Source organism: Chryseobacterium sp. UF-290, from assembly GCF_058245615.1.
In genome coordinates, this window is sequence record NZ_JBSICB010000001.1 from 15,372 (window position 1) to 38,930 (window position 23,559).

Annotated in this window: 15 protein-coding genes and 1 pseudogene; 12 read left to right on the plus strand and 4 right to left on the minus strand. The window is 38.6% G+C overall.

Annotation, left to right across the window (positions count from 1 at the left end; translation table 11 throughout):
- The first annotated feature begins 294 nt into the window (after window positions 1-294).
- The 3 genes and pseudogenes from AC4IF5_RS00085 to AC4IF5_RS00095 form a co-directional block, all read left to right on the plus strand.
- Window positions 295-2,625, plus strand: a complete 2,331-nt coding sequence (locus tag AC4IF5_RS00085) for a TonB-dependent receptor (RefSeq protein WP_490730607.1) — start codon at window positions 295-297, stop codon at window positions 2,623-2,625.
- 3 nt (window positions 2,626-2,628) lie between these two features.
- Window positions 2,629-3,444 (plus strand): DUF4249 domain-containing protein, encoded by an 816-nt coding sequence (locus tag AC4IF5_RS00090; RefSeq protein ID WP_490730608.1) that lies wholly within the window; start codon window positions 2,629-2,631, stop codon window positions 3,442-3,444.
- Window positions 3,445-3,700: 256 nt separating this feature from the next.
- Window positions 3,701-3,961: pseudogene (locus AC4IF5_RS00095) on the plus strand (IS5 family transposase); the annotation flags it as partial.
- A 537-nt stretch (window positions 3,962-4,498) separates the two neighbouring features.
- Here the strand turns inward: AC4IF5_RS00095 and AC4IF5_RS00100 are convergent.
- Window positions 4,499-5,152 carry a LuxR C-terminal-related transcriptional regulator gene (locus tag AC4IF5_RS00100; protein ID WP_490730609.1) on the minus strand — a complete coding sequence of 218 codons (654 nt, stop codon included), beginning with the start codon at window positions 5,150-5,152 and terminating at the stop codon, window positions 4,499-4,501.
- The gene (locus AC4IF5_RS00105) at window positions 5,136-6,863 is read right to left on the minus strand and encodes a sensor histidine kinase (RefSeq protein ID WP_490730610.1); all 1,728 of its coding nucleotides are present in this window, start codon (window positions 6,861-6,863) and stop codon (window positions 5,136-5,138) included. Before AC4IF5_RS00105 ends, AC4IF5_RS00100 begins: the two co-directional genes overlap by 17 nt.
- Before the next feature lie 719 nt (window positions 6,864-7,582).
- Here AC4IF5_RS00105 and AC4IF5_RS00110 point away from each other — a divergent pair.
- The 4 genes from AC4IF5_RS00110 to AC4IF5_RS00125 all read left to right on the plus strand — a co-directional run bounded on the left by AC4IF5_RS00110 (window position 7,583) and on the right by AC4IF5_RS00125 (window position 13,666).
- Entirely contained in the window at window positions 7,583-8,770 is a 1,188-nt protein-coding gene (locus AC4IF5_RS00110) for an FAD-dependent oxidoreductase (protein WP_490730611.1), read from the plus strand.
- Window positions 8,771-8,783: 13 nt separating this feature from the next.
- The gene (locus AC4IF5_RS00115; RefSeq protein WP_490730612.1) at window positions 8,784-10,544 is read left to right on the plus strand and encodes a flavin monoamine oxidase family protein; all 1,761 of its coding nucleotides are present in this window, start codon (window positions 8,784-8,786) and stop codon (window positions 10,542-10,544) included.
- A 430-nt stretch (window positions 10,545-10,974) separates the two neighbouring features.
- Complete coding sequence (locus AC4IF5_RS00120) at window positions 10,975-12,114, plus strand: vWA domain-containing protein (protein WP_490730613.1); 1,140 nt, start codon at window positions 10,975-10,977, stop codon at window positions 12,112-12,114.
- A 94-nt stretch (window positions 12,115-12,208) separates the two neighbouring features.
- Window positions 12,209-13,666, plus strand: coding sequence for a sigma 54-interacting transcriptional regulator (locus AC4IF5_RS00125; protein WP_490730614.1), 1,458 nt, complete (start codon window positions 12,209-12,211; stop codon window positions 13,664-13,666).
- Window positions 13,667-13,774: 108 nt separating this feature from the next.
- Here AC4IF5_RS00125 and AC4IF5_RS00130 read toward each other — a convergent pair whose 3' ends face one another.
- Window positions 13,775-14,317 (minus strand): hypothetical protein, encoded by a 543-nt coding sequence (locus AC4IF5_RS00130; RefSeq protein WP_490730615.1) that lies wholly within the window; start codon window positions 14,315-14,317, stop codon window positions 13,775-13,777.
- A 432-nt stretch (window positions 14,318-14,749) separates the two neighbouring features.
- On the opposite strand from AC4IF5_RS00130, the gene AC4IF5_RS00135 reads away from it, so the two are divergent.
- Together AC4IF5_RS00135 and AC4IF5_RS00140 are read left to right on the plus strand one after the other, a co-directional pair.
- Window positions 14,750-14,893, plus strand: a complete 144-nt coding sequence (locus AC4IF5_RS00135; protein WP_490730616.1) for a bacteriocin-like protein — start codon at window positions 14,750-14,752, stop codon at window positions 14,891-14,893.
- A 25-nt stretch (window positions 14,894-14,918) separates the two neighbouring features.
- Entirely contained in the window at window positions 14,919-15,065 is a 147-nt protein-coding gene (locus AC4IF5_RS00140) for a bacteriocin-like protein (protein ID WP_490730617.1), read from the plus strand.
- Window positions 15,066-15,283: 218 nt separating this feature from the next.
- Here AC4IF5_RS00140 and AC4IF5_RS00145 read toward each other — a convergent pair whose 3' ends face one another.
- Complete coding sequence (locus tag AC4IF5_RS00145; protein ID WP_490730618.1) at window positions 15,284-16,300, minus strand: helix-turn-helix domain-containing protein; 1,017 nt, start codon at window positions 16,298-16,300, stop codon at window positions 15,284-15,286.
- 464 nt (window positions 16,301-16,764) lie between these two features.
- Between AC4IF5_RS00145 and AC4IF5_RS00150 the strand changes: the two genes are divergently transcribed.
- The 3 genes from AC4IF5_RS00150 to AC4IF5_RS00160 all read left to right on the plus strand — a co-directional run bounded on the left by AC4IF5_RS00150 (window position 16,765) and on the right by AC4IF5_RS00160 (window position 23,489).
- Window positions 16,765-17,361 carry a hypothetical protein gene (locus tag AC4IF5_RS00150; RefSeq protein WP_490730619.1) on the plus strand — a complete coding sequence of 199 codons (597 nt, stop codon included), beginning with the start codon at window positions 16,765-16,767 and terminating at the stop codon, window positions 17,359-17,361.
- Window positions 17,362-17,436: 75 nt separating this feature from the next.
- Window positions 17,437-22,968: a DUF8202 domain-containing protein gene (locus tag AC4IF5_RS00155; protein ID WP_490730620.1), complete on the plus strand. Its 5,532-nt coding sequence runs from the start codon at window positions 17,437-17,439 to the stop codon at window positions 22,966-22,968.
- 20 nt (window positions 22,969-22,988) lie between these two features.
- Window positions 22,989-23,489 carry a hypothetical protein gene (locus tag AC4IF5_RS00160; RefSeq protein WP_490730621.1) on the plus strand — a complete coding sequence of 167 codons (501 nt, stop codon included), beginning with the start codon at window positions 22,989-22,991 and terminating at the stop codon, window positions 23,487-23,489.
- The last annotated feature ends 70 nt before the right edge of the window (window positions 23,490-23,559 follow it).

Genomic DNA, 23,559 nt, shown 5'->3' on the forward strand with positions numbered 1-23,559 from the left:
TTTTGGTTTTCATGGATTTGAGATTTAGCCCGTCAAAAGTATACCTTTATCAATATTCACTAAAATATATTTTCCCGTACTCCGTTTAATTAACTGAAAATTAAAATAAAAAGGATATTATATCATGCTTTACATAAGTTCTGTTATCTTTGCCCCTGGAGGTATTGTAGCTAAAAAATTAATTTATTCAATATTAAGCTTTTGGGTGTAACTAATCTCCTCTTCCTTCAACTAATCTTACATCAATAAACTATTTTAATATAGAAAAGATCTACTTCTTTTTAAACAAAACTAATGCAAACATCCTTTTTAAAGATTACCGCAGCCACCGCTGCGCTCTGCTTCAGCACCTTTGTAATCGCCCAGCAGACCTATTCCGTAAGCGGAACGGTAAAAGATAAAAAAAATGGTGAACTGCTGATCGGAGTAACGGTAAAAGTCCGTGAAAACCCTTCGATCAATGTAGCAGCCAATGAATATGGTTTTTATTCTTTATCTCTGCCGGAAGGTGACTATACTATTGTTATTTCCAACCCGGGATACCAGGATTTTGAACAGCAGATCAAGGTAAATCAGAATATAAAGCTCGACCTTCCGCTTATCCAGCAGGAAGCCATTTCAAAATCAATTGATGAGGTAGTCATAACAGGTATCAAGAAGGATAAAAACCTTTCTACCGCCCAAATGGGAACTGAAACATTAAATATTAAGAATATAGAAAAACTCCCCGTTCTTTTCGGTGAAAAGGATGTCATGAAAACCATACAATTATTGCCGGGAATTAAAAGCAACGGCGAAGGAAGCAGCGGATTCAGTGTAAGAGGGGGTGCTACGGACCAGAATCTCATCTTACTGGATGAAGCTCCGGTCTACAATGCTTCGCATTTACTTGGTTTTTTCAGTACATTCAACAGTGATGCGCTGAAAGATGCCAGCATTATCAAAGGAAACAGTCCTGCCCAGTATGGGGGGCGTCTTTCTTCCGTACTGGATGTGAAGATGAAGGATGGGAATAATCAGGACTATAATGTAAATGGAGGAATCGGTCTGATCAGCAGCAGATTAAGTGTAGAAGGACCTATCCAGAAGGAAAAATCATCATTCATTGTTTCAGGAAGAAGAACTTATGCTGATTTATTCCTGAAAACTTCTGAAGATTATAAAGACAACAAATTATATTTTTATGATCTGAACCTGAAAGCCAATTATCAGATCAACGAGAGTAACCGTCTTTATCTTTCAGGATATTTCGGAAGGGATGTATTAGGATTAGGCAATACCTTCTCAACAGACTGGGGAAATACAACCGCTACATTGAGATGGAACAGCATCATCAACAGCAAACTGTTTTCCAATACTTCATTCATCTACAGCAATTATGATTATAAGATCAGCCTGAAGAGTAATGACAATACTTTCGGTTTGAATTCGAAGATACAGGACTGGAACCTTAAGCAGGATTTTACATGGTTTGCCGGAAACAAACATTCGGTTCGTTTCGGTCTTCAGTCTATCTATCATACGATTACCCCAAGCAGCGCTTCAGGGACCAGCGTAAGCAGCTTCCCGAGAAATCCCAGAAAATCGTGGGAAAACGCATTGTACATCAATGATGATTTTAAAGCAACGGAAAAGCTGACAATCAACTATGGGGCAAGGCTTTCCATGTTCAGTGTGTTAGGAGGTGATACGTTTAATACCTATGAAAATGGAGCGCTCACTGACAGCAGATACCTGGAGAAAGGTAAATTCGGAAAGACCTATATCAACCTTGAGCCCAGAGTTTCAGCCAACTACCGTATCAATGAAGTAAGCAGTGTGAAAGGAGCTTATTCCCGGAATACCCAGAACCTGCATCTTTTAAGCAACTCCAACAGCGGGAATCCTACGGATCAATGGATCGGAAGCAGCTATACAGTAAAGCCTGAGATTGCAGACCAGATCAGTTTAGGATACAGCAGAAACTTCAACAATAACAATTATGAGCTGAATGCTGAGATCTATTATAAGTCCATGCAAAATCAGATCGATTTTAAAAATGGAGCGCAGATTACTTTTGATACGGCAGCGGATGTGGAAAGTGAACTTTTATTTGGAAAAGGAAGAGCCTACGGACTTGAGCTCATCGCTAAAAAGAAAAGCGGAAAGCTTACCGGATGGATCTCTTATACGTTATCCAAAACCGAGCGAAAGATCAACGGAATCAATGATAATGAATGGTACAATGCCAGAATGGACAAAACCCATGATCTGTCTATTGTAGCCACCTACCAGCTGAATCCAAAATGGTCTTTCTCGGGATTGTTTGTTTACAGCACAGGAAATGCAGTGACGTTCCCTACCGGAAAATATGAGCTGAACGGACAAACTGTTTTCCAGTACAGCAACAGAAATGCTGACAGGATGCCGGCTTACCACAGAATGGACCTTAGCGCTACTTATGAGCCGGAGTCTAATAAACGATTCCGCGGCTCATGGACCTTTGGAATTTATAACCTGTATGGCCGTGAAAATGCCTACATCATTACATTCGAGGATAATCCTAATAATCCGGGAACGACCCGTGCCATGCAGACTTCTTTATTCCGTTGGGTTCCTAACATCACTTACAATTTCAAATTTTAAATCATGAAAAATCCATTTTTTATCATATTATCCCTGTTTTTATTAACTTCTTGCCAGAAAGAAATTGACCTGGACCTGGATGACCAGAGTGGAAAAATCGTCATTGAGGGCAATGTAACCGATCAACCGGGGCCTTATACCGTAAGAATTACAAAGTCTGTAGCCGTTACACAGCCGAATCAGTATCCTGCAGTTACAGGTGCGGAAGTAGTACTGAGTGACAATACCGGACAGAGTGAAACTTTACAGTACATAGGAAATGGCCAATACCAGACCTCAACATTTGTGGGAGCATCAGGAAGAACGTATACCCTGAAAGTAGTCGCGGAAGGACAGCAGTACACCGCTCAGAGCACTATGCCGGAAGCTGTTGATTTTGAAGGCCTGCAGCAGGACTCTTTCAAATTCGGGGACAGAATAAGCTATACCCTTTTGCCGATCTTTACCGATCCTGCTGTATTGGGAAACCGCTATCTGTTTACTTTTACCATTAATAATTTAACAAAAAAATATATTAACGCGTTCTCAGACAACCTCAACAACGGATTACCCAACCAACGTCCTTTAATGCTTCCCAATGATGATAATGACGGGGCAGACCACGAAGTTGTAGCAGGTGACACCATCCATGTTGAGATGCAGAGCATTGACAACAATATATTTACTTATTACAGCGCGCTTCTTGATATTTCCGGAGGTGGCAGCGGTGTAACTCCGGCCAATCCTCCAAGCAATATCAGCAATGGTGCTTTGGGATATTTCTCCGCCCATACGGAAAGCAAACAGAGTTTCGTGATCCAGCAGCCTACAACTCCTTAGGTAAGAAAAAGGCTATCTCAAAGGTCTCATTCTGATGAAATGAAGAATATTGCAAACTCAGAATGATATACGTCAAATTACCGGCTTTTGAGATAGCTTTTTACTGATTATATTTGAAAATAAAATAAATATTCGCAATACACCATGAATCTGAAATCTTATCTGGAAACAACAACCGCCTATAATATCCTCTGTATAGAAATATTATACGAAAGAATAGCTATCTCTGGATCAACATCCAAACCATATGATATGTCTATTCAATATGACAGCATACTCAACTATAATATCCAATATTGCTCACAATAAGAGGAACTCAGGTACTGATAATGATCATCAGTTCGATTAGTTGTTATATAAAGAGCGATATACCATAAAAAGAACAAATGCCTGGCTGGATAGCTTCAGATCACTACTTAATCGATTTGATACCACAGTAACAAGCTGGATAGGGTTCAATTATTTAGCTTTTATAGTAATAATTCTTAGAAAATTTCAAAATGAAAAGTCGAGATGACTTCATGATCCGGTCCTCTCCTCAAAGACTATTTTCATTTTAAGATACTCTACTTTAAGGAAAGCATAGCATCTTACGTAAGGAAAAATGATTCATTTTAAATGAAACGTATAGCCATAAAAAAAGAGGCATTTCTGCCTCCTTTTTTTGTACTCATAACCCGTCTGAACCTCCCTTATATGAATTTGTGTTTTTTTTTATCATTTGTTTTTTTTCAAGAAGTTCTTGCTAAAGGTCATTCATACACTTCTATATTTTAATTCATCACTTGTATAATCTTCTCTCATCATTTGTGTTTTGTATAACTATAGTTTATTATTTATATAGTTATTATCATTGTGTGTGTTTTTATAAAACTTACGTTCCAAAAAAGTATTTTTTATTTACTTAATACCTTTTTTTCATTTGGTAAATTTTATACTACAAAGTAACAACATCGCAGAATAAAATCATCTACAAAACCCATCGATACATCTCGATTGAAGCATAGATATTTATCGATAAAATATATGAAGTGAGGAATAACCCTTAATAGGCCTATATTTTATGGTGCGTTTTGACAAGATCAATCAGTTCCACCAGATTTTCTATTTTTAATTTCTCAAAGATATTTTTTTTGATAGTACTTACTGTATTTTGCTTTATGTTTAAACTATTCGCAATTTCCAGGTTTCCATATCCATCAGCATACATTTCAGCAATTTCCATTTCTCTTTTGGTTAACTTGCTCAAAGGGCTGATCAGCCCCGGATTGAAAACAAACTGTACAAGTAAATTGCGGGCAAGCTCAGAAAAATACTCTCCTTTTTCTATAAAGGCAATCAGAGCATCTCTTATTTCATCCTCTTCACTCAATTTGCTCAGGTATCCATTGGCACCGGCTTTAATAAATTTAAGAGCATGAAGATCCTCCTCAAGGCCTGTAAAAATTAAAATCTTAATATCCGGGTTCACAGCCTTCAGCTGTGGTAGGATGTGCAAACTGTTTCCATCCGGAAAATGGGCATCAATGATAGCCATTTCTATCCCTTTAGTTTCTACAAGCTCCATTACCTGCTGCAAAGATGAGGTCTGATAAATTTTAGCATTCGGAACAATATCACTAATGACGATCTCCATTCCCTGCCGTACAATACTGTGATCATCCGCTAAAAGAAATATAATCTCTTTATTTTCAATTGGTAGCTCCATTGTTATTAATATTTAAATTGATCCTGAATGTTACTTTTGTTCCTTTATGCAGTTTACTTGCTACTGATATCTCACCGTCGAAAAGCTCTACGATCTCTTTTACCAGATTAAGCCCCAGGCCTGCTCCCAGGTTATCCACCTCATCAGATACCATTCCCTGATAGTAAGGGTCAAAAATTCTGCCAAGGTCAGATTCCGATATTCCGATTCCGGTATCTCCTACTGTTGTGATCAGTGATATCGTATTTTTATCTACAGGTTCTGTGAACATCGTAAGGTCGATCTGCCCGTTCTCTGTAAACTTGTTGGCATTCCCGATAATATTCATGAAGATCTGATTGATCCTGATATTATCTGAGTATACCACCACATCCGCCGGTATCCTGTCCGTTACCACAAATTTATTATTTCTGGTTTCCAGGTAAGGCTTGATCACCTTTACAATAGAATTGATCTCTTCTTTAAGATTAAAAACAGATTGTATCAGCTTCTTTTCAGCGTCCTGGTTCTTTGTGTATTCAAGGATCTGGTTAGACTGAAGCAGCAAAGTACTGTTGGTAAACTTTATCGATTTCAGATAGTCTTTGATCGTTTCATCACTGGTAGATCTGTGGATCTTATCAATAAAAATATTAATGATCTTCAGCGGGGATCTTAGATCATGGCTCAGCATTCCCAATATTCTGTTCTTGAAATTAAGGTTCTTTTTAATTTCACCATTAGCCGCATTAAGCTTTTGTTCATATATAAATGCAACCCTTGTAAAGTACATGATCAGAATGGATACAATGAACATCAGGACCATCAATCCAAGGACAAGATAAGTCCTGATCCTGTTATTATCAGAACTTTGCTTGTTGTATTCTTTTTCCAGCTCTGCTCTAAAGTCCTTGATGGCACTTTCATACACATCTATCAGTCCGTTACTGTAAACCAGCAGCTTACCGAAGGTACTGTAGAAGCGTAAATTATCCTTCTGATTCTGGGCCGCGTATTGCTGAACCTTTTTTACTTCGGCAGCATAATGCTTATCCATAGACTTGATGGTATTATCCATCTTTGACTTTACCTGCGAGATATCTATGGTTTTATTATTGGTTAAAGTGATAACGGTACTTTCCTTCTGGACATCCACTTTACCTGTCACAGCATCTTTTAGTCGTCCGAAAAAGCCTTTCTTCTTGATCGTATCAGCATAGGTGTGGGTCTGTATATTGAAGTCCTCAAAGTCATTTTTATACTTCTCCGGCTCATACTGCTTATCTTCTATTTTTGCTGGAGGGTTCAGAGATGTCTGAAATACCGAATCTATTAATGTTTTCAGCTTCGTGACCCTCATCGTATCTTTTTTATGCTGTGCCAGGCTCTTTTTCAGTCTCGGGCTTGTACTTTCATATTCGCTGATTTTATCAAAATTCAGCTTAAGCTTTTTCAGTGACTGAAAATACAGCTGCAGGTCCTTATCATCCTGGCTGGCCATATATCTCTGGAAATGATCCTGCGCAACCATAAAATCCTTTCTTGAGTTATCGGTTAATCCTCCCAATGCCCTGCTGTCATCCAGTTGATTCTTGATAAACTGCAGTTTTTTACCATTGACAAATTCGTTATAAAAAAAGATGGCGATAATAACCTGTATCAATAAAATACATATGATCAGTGAATAATGAACTACTTTCCTCAATTTGAAATTTAAGAATTTATTTTTCATATCTATTTGTCAGCTAAATTAATTATCCTGATAACTTAAGTTCACACTGTATTAGTTTTCAATGATATAATACTATTATCAAAAATTTAATAATAAGCATATATATACTAATTTACAAAGTTAAAGTAATTTTCACTTCTTTATAATAGTAAATATCGGATAAAATAAAGGATATTCAGTGTTAATTTTTATCAAAATGCTTTTACCAATCAAAAGTTTCATTCAGTCTGAGGATATTTTCAGAATTGGATGCAAAAATCAGGATTCAACAAAATATTTGATACTTTATTAATTTTCTTTATCAGGAGCTTTATCCCGCTATCCACTCATACTCCTCGCTCCAGTGTTCTCCAGCGCTCAGCCCCTCAACTTCTCCATCCTATGCTGTGGGGTAACCGTTGCTATCGGGGCTGGGAATAAATGATGAATAATGAACAGGATGAGGGCAAATATGGCAGTATTGAGCATACTTCATCAATATTAAGTATTTATACTCAAAATGATAATTGGTCATTTACACTATAAAATAACTGCCACCTTCTTTGTTACTTTGAAATGCTTATTGAATGTAATCCTGTTATACAACAGCAACAGTATTTAAATGTACCGGCCTGGCATTAGACCAGATGGCAGATCAGTAATGGTGTACATTCAAATAGATCATGACCTTACTTTTCTGTATTATCTGCTTACACTATAAAACTAAAAACTAATAACACATGATCACAGAAAACTACGACGTAATCGTCATTGGCGGAGGTGCAATAGGCTTAGCTACAGCCTACCATCTGGGTAAAAGAAAAGCCAGGACATTAGTGCTGGAACAGTTTACTTTCGTGAACCAGTTAGGAAGTTCCGCAGGAGTATCACGCCAGTTCCGTATCCCGTATCCCGACCAGTATATGGTACAGATGGCCCTGGATGCACAGCCTTATTGGGATGAGCTGCAAAAAGAAACCGATGTCCCGCTGCTGGATAAAGTGGGAACTCTCTGGTTCGGAGATCCTGAAGTACACTCCACTGAAGGAAATATTGCAGAAGCTGAAAAAGCGCTAAAAGCTTTAGGCGTTCCCTATTCCACCCTCACAGCAAAAGAGATCGAAGATCAATATCATTTCAGAAACCTTCCGGACAACTACACCGGATTATTTCAGCCTGACGGAGCCAGCATCAACTTTAAAGCAACCATTGAAACACTCTTAAACCTTTGTAAAAATGAAGAAACCGTTCAGCTGGAAGACAACTCACCTGTACTCCAGATCATTTCCAAAGGCAAACTCTTTGAGGTCATTACACCTAAAGGGATTTATACCGCTGAAAAACTGGCGATCATTCCCGGACCTTATATCAACAGTGTCATCAACCTGCTGGATTTTAAAATAGAAGCCACCTACTGGAACATGGCTTCGGCTTACTTTAAAAAGACTGATACAAACATACAGTATCCAACCTGGTTTGTGTTTCAGAATCCGATAGAGCAAAATGGCAATCAGTTTTACGGCTTTCCTTCGGTAGACTGGGATCATCCCGAATACATCCGCGTTGCCCCGGACTTTGTAATCGAGCCATTGGAAGAACCGAACGACAGGACATTCATTCCCAATCCACAGGAGCTGAGCTATACCTCTGGCTGGATCAAAGAGCACATGACAGGTTTGAATACAGAACCTGAATATACCTCTACATGCCTGATCTCACTGAGCAGAATCCCCAATAAAGAGCTGTTGATTGATTTTGCTCCCAGCTATGTTCCCAACCATAAAAACATTGTAGTATATGCCACGGGATGGGCCGCCAAATTCACTCCTTTTCTGGGGAAGATCATGTCTGACCTTGCCTTAGACGGGCGTACTGATTTTGACATCTCCCCTTTCCAGCTTGGACACAAATATTTCCTAGCCCTATAAAAACTTTGAAACCATGAATAAAAACACTCCCCTGAATCCGGGAATGCACCCCGATCTGAAAGTAGAAGTCGCTATTATCGGTGCCGGAACTTCCGGACTGTACACCGCTTACCGCCTGCTAACCGATAAAAAGTATAAAGCCCACGAGGTACAGATCTTTGACATGAGCCCAAAGCTCGGTGGAAGACTGGAATCCGTCATTATGCCCGGAATGAACTTCTGGGGCGAACTGGGAGGTATGCGCTACCTGACTTCTCAGAAAATTGTTACCACATTGATTGAAGGGTACCCTTCTCCAACAGATCCCGGGAAACTTATCCCTGTTCTGAAAGATAGAATGACCCCTGTAGATTTCCCCATGGGAAAACCTGAAGAGCTGCTGATGTACCTCAGAAAAGAACACTTTAAGCAAGATGCATGGGACGTTGCCCAGAAAAAAAATGAAAAGCTGAAAACCCGGTATTATCTGAATAATGATGATGAAGGTTTCAGCTCAGATCAGCTGTTCAACAAGATCATTTACAATGTTCTGATGGCAGACCCGTGGGTAGCCAAAACCTATGGAGATAAGATCATTGCAGGACCTCAGGTCTATGATTTTACTTTTAAACTGGACAGCCGTGACTGGGATGATATCAAGCCAAGATTGATGTACAATTTTCCCGGTTCCCCTTATCACAACCGCAAAGTAAATGATATTGGCTTCTGGAACCTGATCAAAGACCAGGTATCACAGGAAGGTTATGAATTTCTGGCCAATGCTGGCGGATATTATTCCAATACCATCAACTGGAACTCCGCGGAAGCCTTTCCTTACATGGTAGGAGATTTTTCGGCAGATACTCAGTACAAGACCATTAAGGAAGGCTACGACAGCATTGCCTACGCAGTAGCCAATGCCTATATGGAGAACGAAGGAGCCTGCATCTGGTCTGAAAATAAACTGATCACGTTCACCAAAGAGCATCCTCTGGCCCACACCCACAAATATCAGCTTACATTCCTTAATATCAGGACCAATACTCCATGGAAGGTCTATGCCAATACTTTGGTTCTTGCTATGCCGAGAAAATCTCTGGAGCTTTTGGATCAGGACAACTTCTTTTTCAATATCAATGAAAATACGGAGCTGAATGACAACATCCGGTCCATCATCATGGAACCGGCCTTTAAAATATTAATGGGCTTTGAATATCCCTGGTGGAAAGAACTGGGAATTCATTCCGGACATTCCATTACAGATCTGCCCATGAGACAATGTTATTATTTCGGGACAGACCCTGACAATGACCATTCAATGCTGTTGGGAAGTTACGGGGACATGGAAACAGAAACCTTCTGGAAAGCATTATCTGATGATAAAGTTCTTTTCAAAGTAAGGGGCATTAAGTCAGCATCTCTGCAAGAGCTTCATAAGTTGGATGATGTTCAGGCGACCCAATTCATGGTCAGCGAATTAATGAATCAGCTTAGAGAGCTTCATGGTAAAGCGGTAAAAATACCAGAGCCTTATGTAACCTATTTTAAAGACTGGACGGATGATCCTTATGGTGCAGGATACCATGCGTGGAAGGCCGGTTTCTCCGTAAAGGATGTAATGCCTTATATGAGAAAGCCGGTTGCTGATGAATCTATTCATATTATCGGTGAAGCCTATTCTGATCAGCAAGGCTGGGTGGAAGGCGCTTTCTGTGAAGCAGAAAAAATGCTGCAGGAACATTTCGGACTGAGCCGTCCCGAATGGCTGAGCCCGGATTATTATCTGGGATGGTAATCATAAATAAACATTAAACGCCATATAAACCAAAGAGGCTGTCTCAAAAGTGTCATTCTGAATGAAATGCATTGTAATGAAGAATCTCAAACAACTGATCATCAATGAGATTCTTCCTTCGTCAGAATGACAAAAGCCGAATTATTTGACTTTTGAGACAGCCTCTTTTTTATATATTATAAGCTAACAGTTATTTCCAAAAATGGGACACTTATACTGTATATTCATAGCCCAGAACATTTCTATAATATTCCGATTTCGTATCATTGTCATTAGTATTATCTATTTCGCAGAGGAAGCTATGATTTGATATTTTACTAACTTGTCTCATTAAAAAGTAAAGCAATAAAGAATACTGCCAAGTAATTTCATTTCTTAATTATCAGCAGATATTCAAAAGCAGATAACAGTAAAACAGCTTTATCATCCTATGGCAAATAAAGATATTAATTATCAGAGAGGTTTTACATTCAGCAAGCATATACCGGAAGAACTATCAAATTTTGACCGGGTCTTTGATGTGTTCAAAGATTTGCTTACCCACACTTCCGGTGATATTGAGGAAGCTTTCGAATGGCTCGATATGCTTGACAAGGAATATGACATCTTTAACGATGAATATTCTCTTCAGGATTTTGAAGAGGATTTAAGAAAACGGGGATACATCAGGAGAGAAGATCCTGAAGAAGGAAATTCAGGGAAAGGCCAGGGTAAAAATATCCTGACTCCCAAACTGGAAGCCGCTCTCAGAGAGTATGCCCTGGACCAGATCTTTGGAAAACTGAAAAAAAGCGGCACGGGAAATCATCGTACCACAAAAACAGGAATCGGAGATGAACGGGATGGCGAAAACCGTTCTTTTCAGTATGGTGATGACCTTTCTGCAGTAAATATGACTGAAAGTTTAAAAAACGCACAGATCAATAACGGAATTTCTGATTTACGTTTGACAGAAGAAGATCTTATTGTAGAGGAAACCAGGCATAAAGCGCAAATGAGCACCGTCCTGATGATCGATATCAGCCACTCCATGATCCTGTATGGTGAAGACCGCATCACTCCTGCCAAAAAAGTGGCAATGGCATTGGTGGAGCTAATCAAGAGAAAATATCCTAAGGATTCCATTGATATCATTGTATTTGGAAATGAGGCATGGCCTATTAAAATCAAAGACCTTCCCTATTTGAAAGTTGGTCCTTATCATACCAATACTGTTGCAGGATTGGAGCTCGCCATGGATATTCTGCGCAGAAAAAGAAATACCAATAAGCAGATCTTTATGATCACGGATGGAAAGCCAAGCTGTATCCAGCTTCCTACAGGAGAGTTCTATATGAACAGCTACGGTCTGGATGAAATAATCGTTAATCAATGCCTCAACAGAGCGGCACAGGCCAGAAAACTGAAAATTCCGATCACAACCTTTATGATCGCCCAGGATCCCTATCTCCGTCAGTTTGTGGAAGCATTTACCGCTCAGAATAAGGGCAAAGCCTTCTTAACAGGACTGTCAGGCTTAGGACAAATGATATTTGAAGATTATGAAAAAAACAGGATAAGAAGGATATAAGACTCCGGAGGTGAGACATCAGATATTAGACTTATAATCAAAAAAGCATTTAAAATTTTAAATTGCTCATCAGATAATTATTACTTTAAAGAAAATGAAAAACGATATTATTACATTCAAAGAATTAAAAGATTCCGGTTATACTCATAAAACGATCAGTGAGGAGCTTCAGGCCAATTTAATTTCTAAGATTAAAGCTAAAGAAGCCGTATTCGAAGGACTATGGGGCTATGAGGACACGGTGATTCCCCAATTGAAAAAAGCGATTCTTGCCGGGCATCACATCAACCTCTTAGGTTTACGCGGACAGGCAAAAACCAGAATTGCAAGGAGCATGGTAAGCCTGCTGGATGAATATATGCCTATCGTTAAAGGATCTGAGATCAATGACAGTCCGTTTCATCCTATCTCTAAATTTGCCAAAGATCTTATCGCAGAATTGGGTGATGATACTCCGATTTCATGGGTACACCGTTCTGACCGGTTCTTTGAAAAGCTGGCGACTCCGGATGTGAACGTTGCCGATCTGATTGGTGATATAGATCCCATCAAAGCTGCCACTTTAAAGCTGCCTTATTCCGACGAACGGGTCCTGCATTATGGAATGATCCCACGGGCCAACCGTTCTATATTTGTGCTTAATGAGCTTCCGGATCTACAGGCAAGAATCCAGGTTTCTTTATTTAACATTTTACAGGAAGGGGATATTCAGATCCGCGGATTCCAACTGAGAATGCCACTGGATATTCAGTTCGTCTTTACTGCCAATCCGGAGGATTATACCAACCGGGGAAGTATTGTAACACCTTTGAAAGACAGGATCGGATCACAGATTTTCACCCATTACCCTAAAACAATTACTCTTGCCCGCCAGATCACAGCACAGGAAGCAATGATTTCAGCTGAGGATCAGTCGAAGATTCAAATTCCTGATCTGGCTAAGGATCTTTTAGAAGAAGTTGCATTTGCAGCCCGTGACAGTGAATATGTAGATGTAAAAAGCGGCGTCAGTGCCCGTCTGACCATCAGCGCTATGGAGAATTTGGTGGCAGCCGCAAAATTACGTCTGATCGAATCAGGCGAAGAAAAAACGACTATCCGCCTGCTTGATTTTATGTCTATTATTCCATCGATCACAGGAAAAATCGAACTTGTGTATGAAGGCGAACAGGAAGGCGCCGATTATGTTGCCAAAATGCTGATTGACAAAGCAGTAATGAGACAGTTTGAAAGCCTGTTCCCACGCATCCCTAAGCTGGAAAAAGAAGATATCAAAACGCCTTACACCGATCTGATCAGATGGTTCAATAAGAATCACCTTGAACTCAATTATAATGATGCCGATGAAGAATTTTATGCTAAACTCAACAAAATAACTCCTCTGATCACGGTTGTTGAAGAGAATGCATCAGAACTCAGTACAGAAGATCAAAATTTCTGCAAAGAATTAGTGCTTTGGGCACTCACCATTAGCAGCAAAATCGATAAATCTGAAAACCAGTCTGTTTTCACTTTCGATTCTGCAGGGATTGGTCAGTTTTTACGTAACTAAAATTAAGATACAAAACAACAAAGCGGCTGTTTCATTTTGAAACAGCCGCTTTGTTGTTTTAACCAATGAACGAATCTTTTATCAGTACGTTCATGACTGAAAAAAATATTAATTTGCCGCAGGATCAATAAGTTCTTTCGTCATTCCTAAAAACTTTAAAAGATCCTTACTGTCAAAAAGTAATGTTGCATAGTGGGTTCCTTTTTTAAAAGTCATTCTTGAACCTTCTGAAAATTCACTGTCTGCACCAAGCTTTTGAACTTTAGCGCCATATTTACCATATTTGATCTTAGCCTCCTGTAATGTGGTTTTGTTCATCACAAGACCAAAAGGCAAGCCTTCAACAATTAAAAATTTATCCTCCGGAATATCAAAGAACATTTCGTTGATCATATTATTCTTTCCGAGACTGCAATAAAGTTCCAGCCCTGATGCGGTAAGCCATTTCGCATATTTTTCCTCATTGGCATCTTCATAGAAAACCGTTTCTGCATGCAAAACCTTCGAAATTTTATCAGGCGTCTGTGGGAAAACGAATTCCGAATTCTTATTCAGCAGGCTATTTAGATCTGCAGTTTTCTGTGAAAATGCAGTTAAACTTATCAACTGAAAAAGTACGGTCAGGATAAGGGTTAATGGTCTCATCTTCATAAGAGTAATTTAATTTAATAATCTGATGCCTAAAGGTATTAAAATTTACTCTGCTGAACAGAGAATAATGTAAAAAACATCCAATAAACAAATCATACCCTATAAGTAACTAAGGGATTTAAAATAATGGTCTTTACTTTGTCGTTTCTGCAATGAAAAAGTATCAAAAAATTTTATATTACCACTCTAATTCTCCGACCAGTCTGAAAATCAGATTGATTCTGGGGTTCATTTTTTTGAAGATCTGGCGATCCGGTGTTCCCATTTCTCCTGTGGATTACCCTTCGTTAACAAAAGTAAGCCGTGTTTTAAAGCAACGAATATTTTCAAGCATCATTCAGACCAAACTCATCATAAGTGATTATTTTTCAGTATAATTTACTTCAATTCATAAGAATTGATTAATTTCGAATAGAACTAAACCTAAATATTATGAAAAATTTAAAAAAAATCGAACGACAGGAAATGAAAGCCATTAACGGTGGTATTAACTGTACAGGTGGTCAGCTGTGCCTGATCAACGGAAAATGGCAATGTATGCCATACGACGGATGTGGCGGAGGAAATCAACCTTAAATTGCAATCTTAAAATTACTTGATTATGAAAAATTATAAGAAAATTTCAAGAGATCAGTTGAAGAATATTAATGGCGGAGCCCTTACTTGCTCCGAAGCATGCTGCCCACCTCCAGGAAAAAAAAGATGTCCCTGGGTGATCTGTGTAGCACCGTGTGATATATTAAGTTGACAACCTGATACTGTATCTTCATACACCGTATTAAAAATAGCAAAGCCTTAGAATCCTGGATCCTAAGGCTTTTTTGCAATACGTTTTCGTTCTTTATATTCAGCTGCTTTTGTTCCCCAATACATAAGCGTTCTGGTTATTGTAGTTAGTATCTGTTACAACAATAATAATCCCCTTATTTTCCTTTACGAGACCCTATAAAACAGACTTGAGAAAATCTAGTCTGCATTTTTTTGCATATTATATATATATTCCGTTGGAGTTATGCCTTCAACCTGTTTAAAAACTCTGTTAAAAGTTGATTGGCTGCTAAAACCCGATGATGTATAAATATGCATAAGAGTAATTTTGCCAAGATCATTCTCATCGATCAATTTCTTAACGTACTGTATTCTGCAAAAATTGATATAATGGCTAAAACTGGAATATCCATTCAGCTTAATAGATTTTGCAATATATAAATTATTGATTTTTATCAAATGAGACAGCTGTGAAATGGTAAAATCCGCATTCTTAAAATACAGTTGTTCTTCAACTATATTTTGTACATTTTGAAAAATTTCAGCATACTTATCAGTCTCTCTGTCGTAACCGGAAATATCTTCTTTTAAAATTTTATTTTTACCGGCTTCCGGCTTACATTCGGCAACGCTATCAGAAATTCTGTCTTGTTCAGAATTGACAGCAATTTTCACTGATTTTACTTTATCATTATAATATAACAGCAGGGCAACTATGATGATATTCGCACATCCCACTAATGCATCTGAAACATCAGTATTATTAAGACGTAAAGGAGCTTTTATTGTCAAAAATTTGCTTATAAAAGTTACAAGAGCTATAATTAAAATAATATATAACATATATATATACACATATTTCTTTTCGAGAAATACATAGGCACCTATCGGAACCGGCAGTACCCACAATGCTGTTCCTGCTGAATATCTCCAAAAATAGAGCATTACGAAAGCGGCAAAGAGCGGATCAAAAATCAAATAGAGATGGACTATTACCTTAATGTTATAGGTTTTTCTTATAAGGAGGAATGTATACAGCAGAATCAGGAAATAGACAAACATCACCCAGGCAAAATTCTTATCATTTAATGTAAAATAAATAATAATTGAATACAGGCATGAAGCGCCACACAATACATATACAATTAAAGATATACAGCGTCTCTTTAATTCATCCCCGGTATTTCCAGATATATTATCATTATGTAAAACCATACTAAATATAAAATCTAACTTAAATAAACACTTAATATACAGCCATTTAAAATCTTTAAGCTAAATTAAAAAATTGATTTGTGATTATAGATTATGATTACTACAAGCAACTATCTTTGTACGTAAAGATAATAACTAAATATTTTCCAACAATAAGATCATAATTCAATTTTTCAATTAAGATTCAGCATAAATCACATATTTATTTATGATATTAATTTCAAAAACCCAATATAAGTATTAAAAATTTATCAATTAAGCCATTAAGTTTAAAACACGACTTTCTTTATCACCAATCAGACATCAATAGCATTTAGCTGCCTAAAATTCCGCAGGTTTTAAGCATCTGAACTATTAATAGGAAAAACCTAATTCCCTCATTTTCATTCTGATTCAAAAATATACCGAATCAGAAAGTATTGAGACAAGTAAACCCTGTCTTACACTGTAATAAAGCACACATAATGAAAACCTTACAACAACAGCTAAAGCCTACTCTGCCCTCATACAAGAGCGCTTTAATGCTGTTGTTGTTATTTTCACTCACATTGACCCTCAATGCTCAGTCTTTTTATTTTGTAAAAGGCACCAAGATTACCATTGATGAAAATACAACATTCTTCGTTACAGACTCAGGAAAGGTAAACCAGGCAAGACTGAGGGCTTTTGAGGGGCAAATTTCAATAAAGAAACATTCTTTAAATGAAACAAAGCAGATTGCATTTAACAATAAAAAATCCAAATCCAGCTCCCAAAAAGATAAAAAGCAGTCCATTGCAAAATCCTCTAAAGAAAGAGCTGAAACCAGCCAAAAAGCAGAACCTATTGAATTTATAAGGTCCTGTCCGGATAATTTCTTTTCATCTTATCAACAGAGACTGGCAATTTCAGCATCAGTTCCCAATATCAAAAACAACCTGAAGTTTTTAATTGAACATATAGGATTAAAACTACTACACGGATATTCAGCAAATATTAATCATGAAATAATCAATAATAATTTTCTTTTTTTTAAGGATTATCATTTGTCACAATACATGACCCGCCCTCCTCCTTTTTGAATTTTATTTTAAAGAAACATATTCCAAATATTTAAAATTTAAAAGAAAATTAAGGTGAAAAAAAACAATACTTTAATGAGTATATTCCTAATGCTGAATATGCTCATGCTCACAAAAGCTCAAAGCCCCGGTGGAGTCACCGGACCTCAGCTATGGTATAAAGGTGATGCCGGAGTAATAACTGCAGGAAGCAGCGTAATCGCATGGAATAACAGTGCTTCTGCCTTATATAATTTGGTTCAACAGGGTGGGGTTACTACTTTGCCTACTTCAAGTCAGATTAATTTTAATCCGTCAGTAAGATTTGACGGTACAGATGACCGTTTAGCCACAAGCTCTAGTGTTCCTCAAACTGTAACAACAACAGCTTCTGCTCCTTATGAAACATCACAGTATATTATATACAGAAAACTGGGAACTGCAACAAACCCTCTTTACAGCCATTCAAATGGTTCAGGAGGAACCTGGAACGTAGGAAGCAGCGCAAACGGATCAATGTTAATAACAAACCGAAGCATTAGCACAGGTACTCCTGTAGCAAACGAAATCCGTTTACAGGAAATAGACGGAAACTCTGCCGCTGCATCGGCGTATCTCAATGGAGCTTTAATACCTTCTTCACTTACAGGGACTACATCAGCTATCGGAGCACAAAATTTCTGGGTGGGAGCCCAGGGTACCAATGGATTTTCCAATGCTGATATTGCAGAAATTGTAATTTATAACGCAGCGCAGCCAACAGGCCGTCCGCAAATAGAAAGTTATCTTTCCTTAAAATACGGAATTACAAAGTCTGGTAATTACACCTCTTCAGGAGCAACATCCACTTACTGGAATGCTACAACCAATACCGGATACAATAATAATATTGCCGGTATTGGAAGAGATGATAATTCTGCTCTTTACCAAAAACAATCGATGAGCTCTAATTCAGGACAGCAGATTTTGATTGGACTGACCGGTATGGCCAATACGAACGCTTCCAATTCCGGAACGTTGACTGATCAGCAATTTCTTGTCGTTGGAGATAATGGGTTAGCTAAATCACCTTCAGCTGCAATCAGTGGTATTGCCGGGGTTAATTATCGTTTCGCTTCTGTATGGAAAGTTCAGAATACAGGTTCGGTAGGTACGGTAAGAATCATGTGGCCACAAGGATTTAACAATTTAAAACTTGTTCAAAATAATTCAGATCCTACCTTTACGACGGGGAATACCGTTACTGATATGTCGGCCAATACGCAAACCATCAACGGGGTTGTTTATAACTACGCTGATGTTTCATTGGCAGACGGACAGTATTTTACGTTGGCAGCTTTCGTACAGGCTCCCGGAGGGATTGTTTCAGGTCTTAGGTTTTGGTTAAAATCAGATTTGGGAGTAACAACATCGGGAACTTCTGTTACAAACTGGAGTAACCAATCTATAGCAGGATTATCTGTGACACAGGCTACTGCAGCCAAGCAGCCGGTTTTTGTGAGTAACTATATGAACTTTAATCCGGGAATCAATTTTGCTTCAAACCAGGAAATGGCCCTTCTTAATGCCAACCCTGCTATCTTTGGAACAACAAGCCCGATGACAGCATTTTATTTAGGAAACTCAACCAGTGTGGCGGGCAGCCGGACAGTTATGGAAATGCATACAGGAACCGGTGATAATCCGACTTTTGAATGGAGAGGAACTTCATTTGGGATGGATCTCGACGGTACCGCATTCCAGGACAATGGCTATCATGCTTCTAAAACCGTTGCAGCCAACACGCCTTACATTATATCCTCAGGATTTAATAATCAGAATGCCGGCGGGCAGATATTCAATATGTTTAATGGAGGTTTCCAAAACATAAGAAATGGAAATGCATTGGTATCAAACATAGGAGCCAATATTTACATTGGAGGTGCCAGCGGAGGGGAATATTTCCAGGGGAATTTACCTGAAATAATAGGTTATAACACGTATGTTAATAATACTACTGATATTCAGAAAATTAACAGTTATCTGGCCGTTAAATACGGTATGACCCTTGACCAGACGACCCCTTTGGATTATCTTAATTCAGCAGGAACAGTGATCTGGAACGGAACAACCAATGCAGCATTTAATAATAACATTGCCGGAATTGAGAGAGACGATGCCTCTGCTTTGCATCAAAAGCAGTCAATGAGTGTGAATAGCGGTTCACAAGTTGCTATAGGAATAGCCGGTGCATTAGCAAATACAAACGCGCTCAATGCTAATAGCTTCTCTTCTGATCAACAAGCTGTAATGTGGGGTGATAACGGTCTTGCTAAATCTCCTGCAGTTCCTATTTCGGGAATAGCTGGGGCTAATTATCGTTTCGCTTCTGTATGGAAAGTTCAGAATACAGGTTCAGTAGGTACGGTAAGAGTGATGTGGCCACAGGGTATTACGAATCTGAAATTAATTCAAAGTACAGATGCAGTTTTTGATAATACAGATACTGTTACAAACATGACCTCTACACAGACCATTAATGGAGTAACTTATAATTATGCAGATGTAACATTGGCTGATGGCCAGTTCTTTACTTTTGCAGGATTAATCAATGCGCCTGCAGGTGTGGCGACAGGATTGGGGTATTGGTATGACGCAGGGGTTACTGCTACTTTAACCAACTGGTCAGACAGAGTAAACGGGTTTACCATAAGTAAAAACGGTACAGGGGCAATCGTATTATCCAACGGTGATACGAATAGTAACTTTAATCCGTTCTATACATTCTCTTCAACAGATTACGCGCACTTTACAGGGGTTATAAATCCTTCAGCATTAGGCAGATTGCATACAACTTTTGCAGTAGGTGCAAAATCAGGAGATATTAACCTTAATTACAATCATATTTTCAGGTTTGGAAATATAGCGGGAAGCGGAGCTGCTCACAGATATGGTTTGGGTATTGATAATATCAGTGCCGTAGGAGAGAATTTCCCAACGCTTCATTATATTGACAGCGGAGGTACAATAAACAGACAAAATACAACATCTACTGTGCCTTTAAATAAAATGGCTTTACTTGGAGGACAAGTAAGCTCGATTGTCAGTGGTAATAACAAGCAGGTAGGATATAATGGCAGCTTTGTTACTTTTTCGGATGCCATAACAGCTGATGTATATAATAATATGCAAATAGGCGGAAGTATTTATGGTTTTGCAGGTAGAATTCCTGAAGTCGCCTACTATAATGTAAGTCTGTCTACACAGGATAGAGATAAAGTAAATAGCTATTTTGCCATAAAGTATGGTATTACACTGATACAGCCATTGAATTATCTCAACTCTGACGCTACCATTGTCTGGAATGCTTCTACCAATACTGCCTTTAACAACAATATCTTCGGTATTGCAAGAGATGTTAATGGTAATCTGGATCAGAAAGTATCTCACAGTATCAATGCTAACAGCATACTTACCGCATCAACGATCAACGATTTTACATCACCTAATGCTAATGTAAGCAGAACATCACTGGCTGACAAAGGATTCATGATGTTTGGAGATAATAATATCCATACAGGTACTACTGCTGTAAATTCTGTGAACTGTCCTGCTTTGGCAGATGGTCTTATGAGAATCAACAAAACATGGCTTGTTCAGGAAACAGGAACTGTTGGCGCTTCTTATATTGAAGTTGATCTATCTTCTTATAATATTAATAGTGAAGTGTCTTTATACTTCTCGGATGACAGCGGTTTCACAACCAATACGGGAGTTTCCCCTGCAATAAGCATGTCCGGAGGTAAAGCAGTATTTTATTATAATTTTAAAAACGGGCAGTATTTTACTGTAGTGGGTAAAGTTGGCCCTATTGCCTGTCAGACCTGTTTGGGAGGAAAACAAACTCTGCAGAATGCCCAGGCCTGGTTAAACGGAGGAACAACAGGTGCCACAAACAATGCTTTAAATAATGTTCCATTAAGCGGAACAGCTCCTGCAAGTGGTGCTTTATCAGCAGATATAAGTGTTACCTATCCTGCAGATGTAGAATGGATTCCTACGATCTTTCCAAGAATGTTCGGTACATGGACGCAGTTGTCAAGATACGACAATTTGAGTGGTGCTGCCGGTAAAGTATCTTATACCGTAAATTTAAAAGATATCAGCGGAACCAAAGCTGCAAAAGCAAGCTTCCAGATCGCCGGTATCACCAAACTGGCGGGACAGTCTACCGTTGTAAAAGTAATCGGTTATTGTGGAGCAGATCAGGTGGTTCCAAAAATGAATTACGCTTACAACTCAACACCTTCTCTTAACAATATTCTGAGAAGATATACGATTGATGCTTCTACAGGTACAGCTTCGGGAACTCAGCCTTATTTAGACATTACAGATTTCGCGACTGTGAATGTGGATTTTGAAAAGCCTGTTGAAAGAATCGTGATAGAATGGACAATTGACAGAAGTCCGGTATTCAGTAAAGTTGATTTCCTTTATATTGGTAATATGTCATTTGTATGTGATAATCCGATTGAGCCAACTCCGGATAATGTGAGCATCATTGCTTCATATATTGAAAATCAATTGCCGACTTGTGAAGATGCTACTTTAAAATTAAATATTAAAAATAATAACTGTTCATCTAAAACAATTGATATCAATAATACCTTACCCGGAGGATTACAATATGTAGCGGACAGCTATGTAGGTCTTGGAACTGAAACGCCAACTTATGCAGGTCAAAATTTCTTGTTAAATGACCTGACGGTACCTTCAGGAGACTCTTATATTTATATAAAAGTAAGACCTTCAGCAGCAGGAACGTACGCCACCTATTTTAATTATACAGTAGATGGCGGAATCAATGATCCGAATCCGTACAGAAGTGACGACGACAGCGGAACTCCAGGCTATCAGGATACAAGTATTACCTATACTGCATCGACAGCGGTTACGAAACCTACAGTAACAAAATCTGTTGACAGATGTTTCGGAACCTCTTCCACAGAATTGGAATACACGGTTAATATCACGAATAATGATGCCAACCCTATTACCAATGTAGAGTTTACGGATAATCTGGATGCAGCTCAGACTTATATCGCAGGTTCTTTGGTTCAGACTAATTTTACAGCTAACGGAACAGCTATGTTTGACGGAGATCAGGTTTATATTTCGGGAATGAGCATAGCTCCCGGACAGACGGCAGTGATTAAATTTAAAGTTAACACCAACGCTTCGGCTACAATGGCGTATACAGATGAGAATGGAAGTAAATACTTCAACAATATCGCTTCTGTCACATTAGATCCTCAGTCTCAGTGTGGAGCGGCAAATTCTGTATCTTCCAATTTACTCAAAGTGCTTGCCTGCACTCACTGTACAAAAGATCCGAACACCTCTCCTGCCGATACCATTACGAAAATCGGTATTACGCTTCAGACTAAACAAAACGGATGGCCGGAAAATATTCCGAATGGCGCAGTAGCTCTGGAATCAAAAACAAAAGGTTTTGTCATTACACGTACACAAAGTTCTTCAATTGTGAATCCTGTGGAAGGTATGCTTATCTACGATACTGCAGATAATTGTATAAAGCTTTACAATGGAACAAGCTGGAATTGTATAGTAAGAAGCTGTAACGAATAATAATATTTAAATTAAAAAAAATGAAGAAAATAATAATATCAGCAGTTATTCTTGCCGGCTTTTCTTCCCTTCCGGCACAGGTGGGCATGGGCAAAGCTTCTGTAGACGGGGATGCCATTCTGGATTTTCCTTTATCGAATACCGGAATTATCCTGCCTATTGTAGATGCTCTCCCAACAGGAGCCGCGGCAAGCAACGGAACAATTTTGCTGGACAAAACAGACATTACAGTAAAAATGCGTGAGAATGATGTATGGGTTCCGCTATCAGACGCGGGAAGCCTTACTGGAACAATGCCAAATACGTCTGCAGAAACAGGAGGAGGTGTCATTATTGGTGCTCCGAGTTCTCCTGCACAAGGTGTATTGGTACTTGAATCAGCCAGCAAAGCATTGGTCTTACCAAAGGTCGATGATCCTGTAGCAAGCATGAAAAGCCCAGTCGCAGGAACGATATGTTACGATACAGTGAGTAAAACAATAGCTGTATTTGATGGATTAAAGTGGAGCTTTTGGAAATAAAAGCATTCTAATATAAGTATTCAGGTCGGCACAAATGTGCCGACCTTTTTTTGATTAAAGCAATTGAATT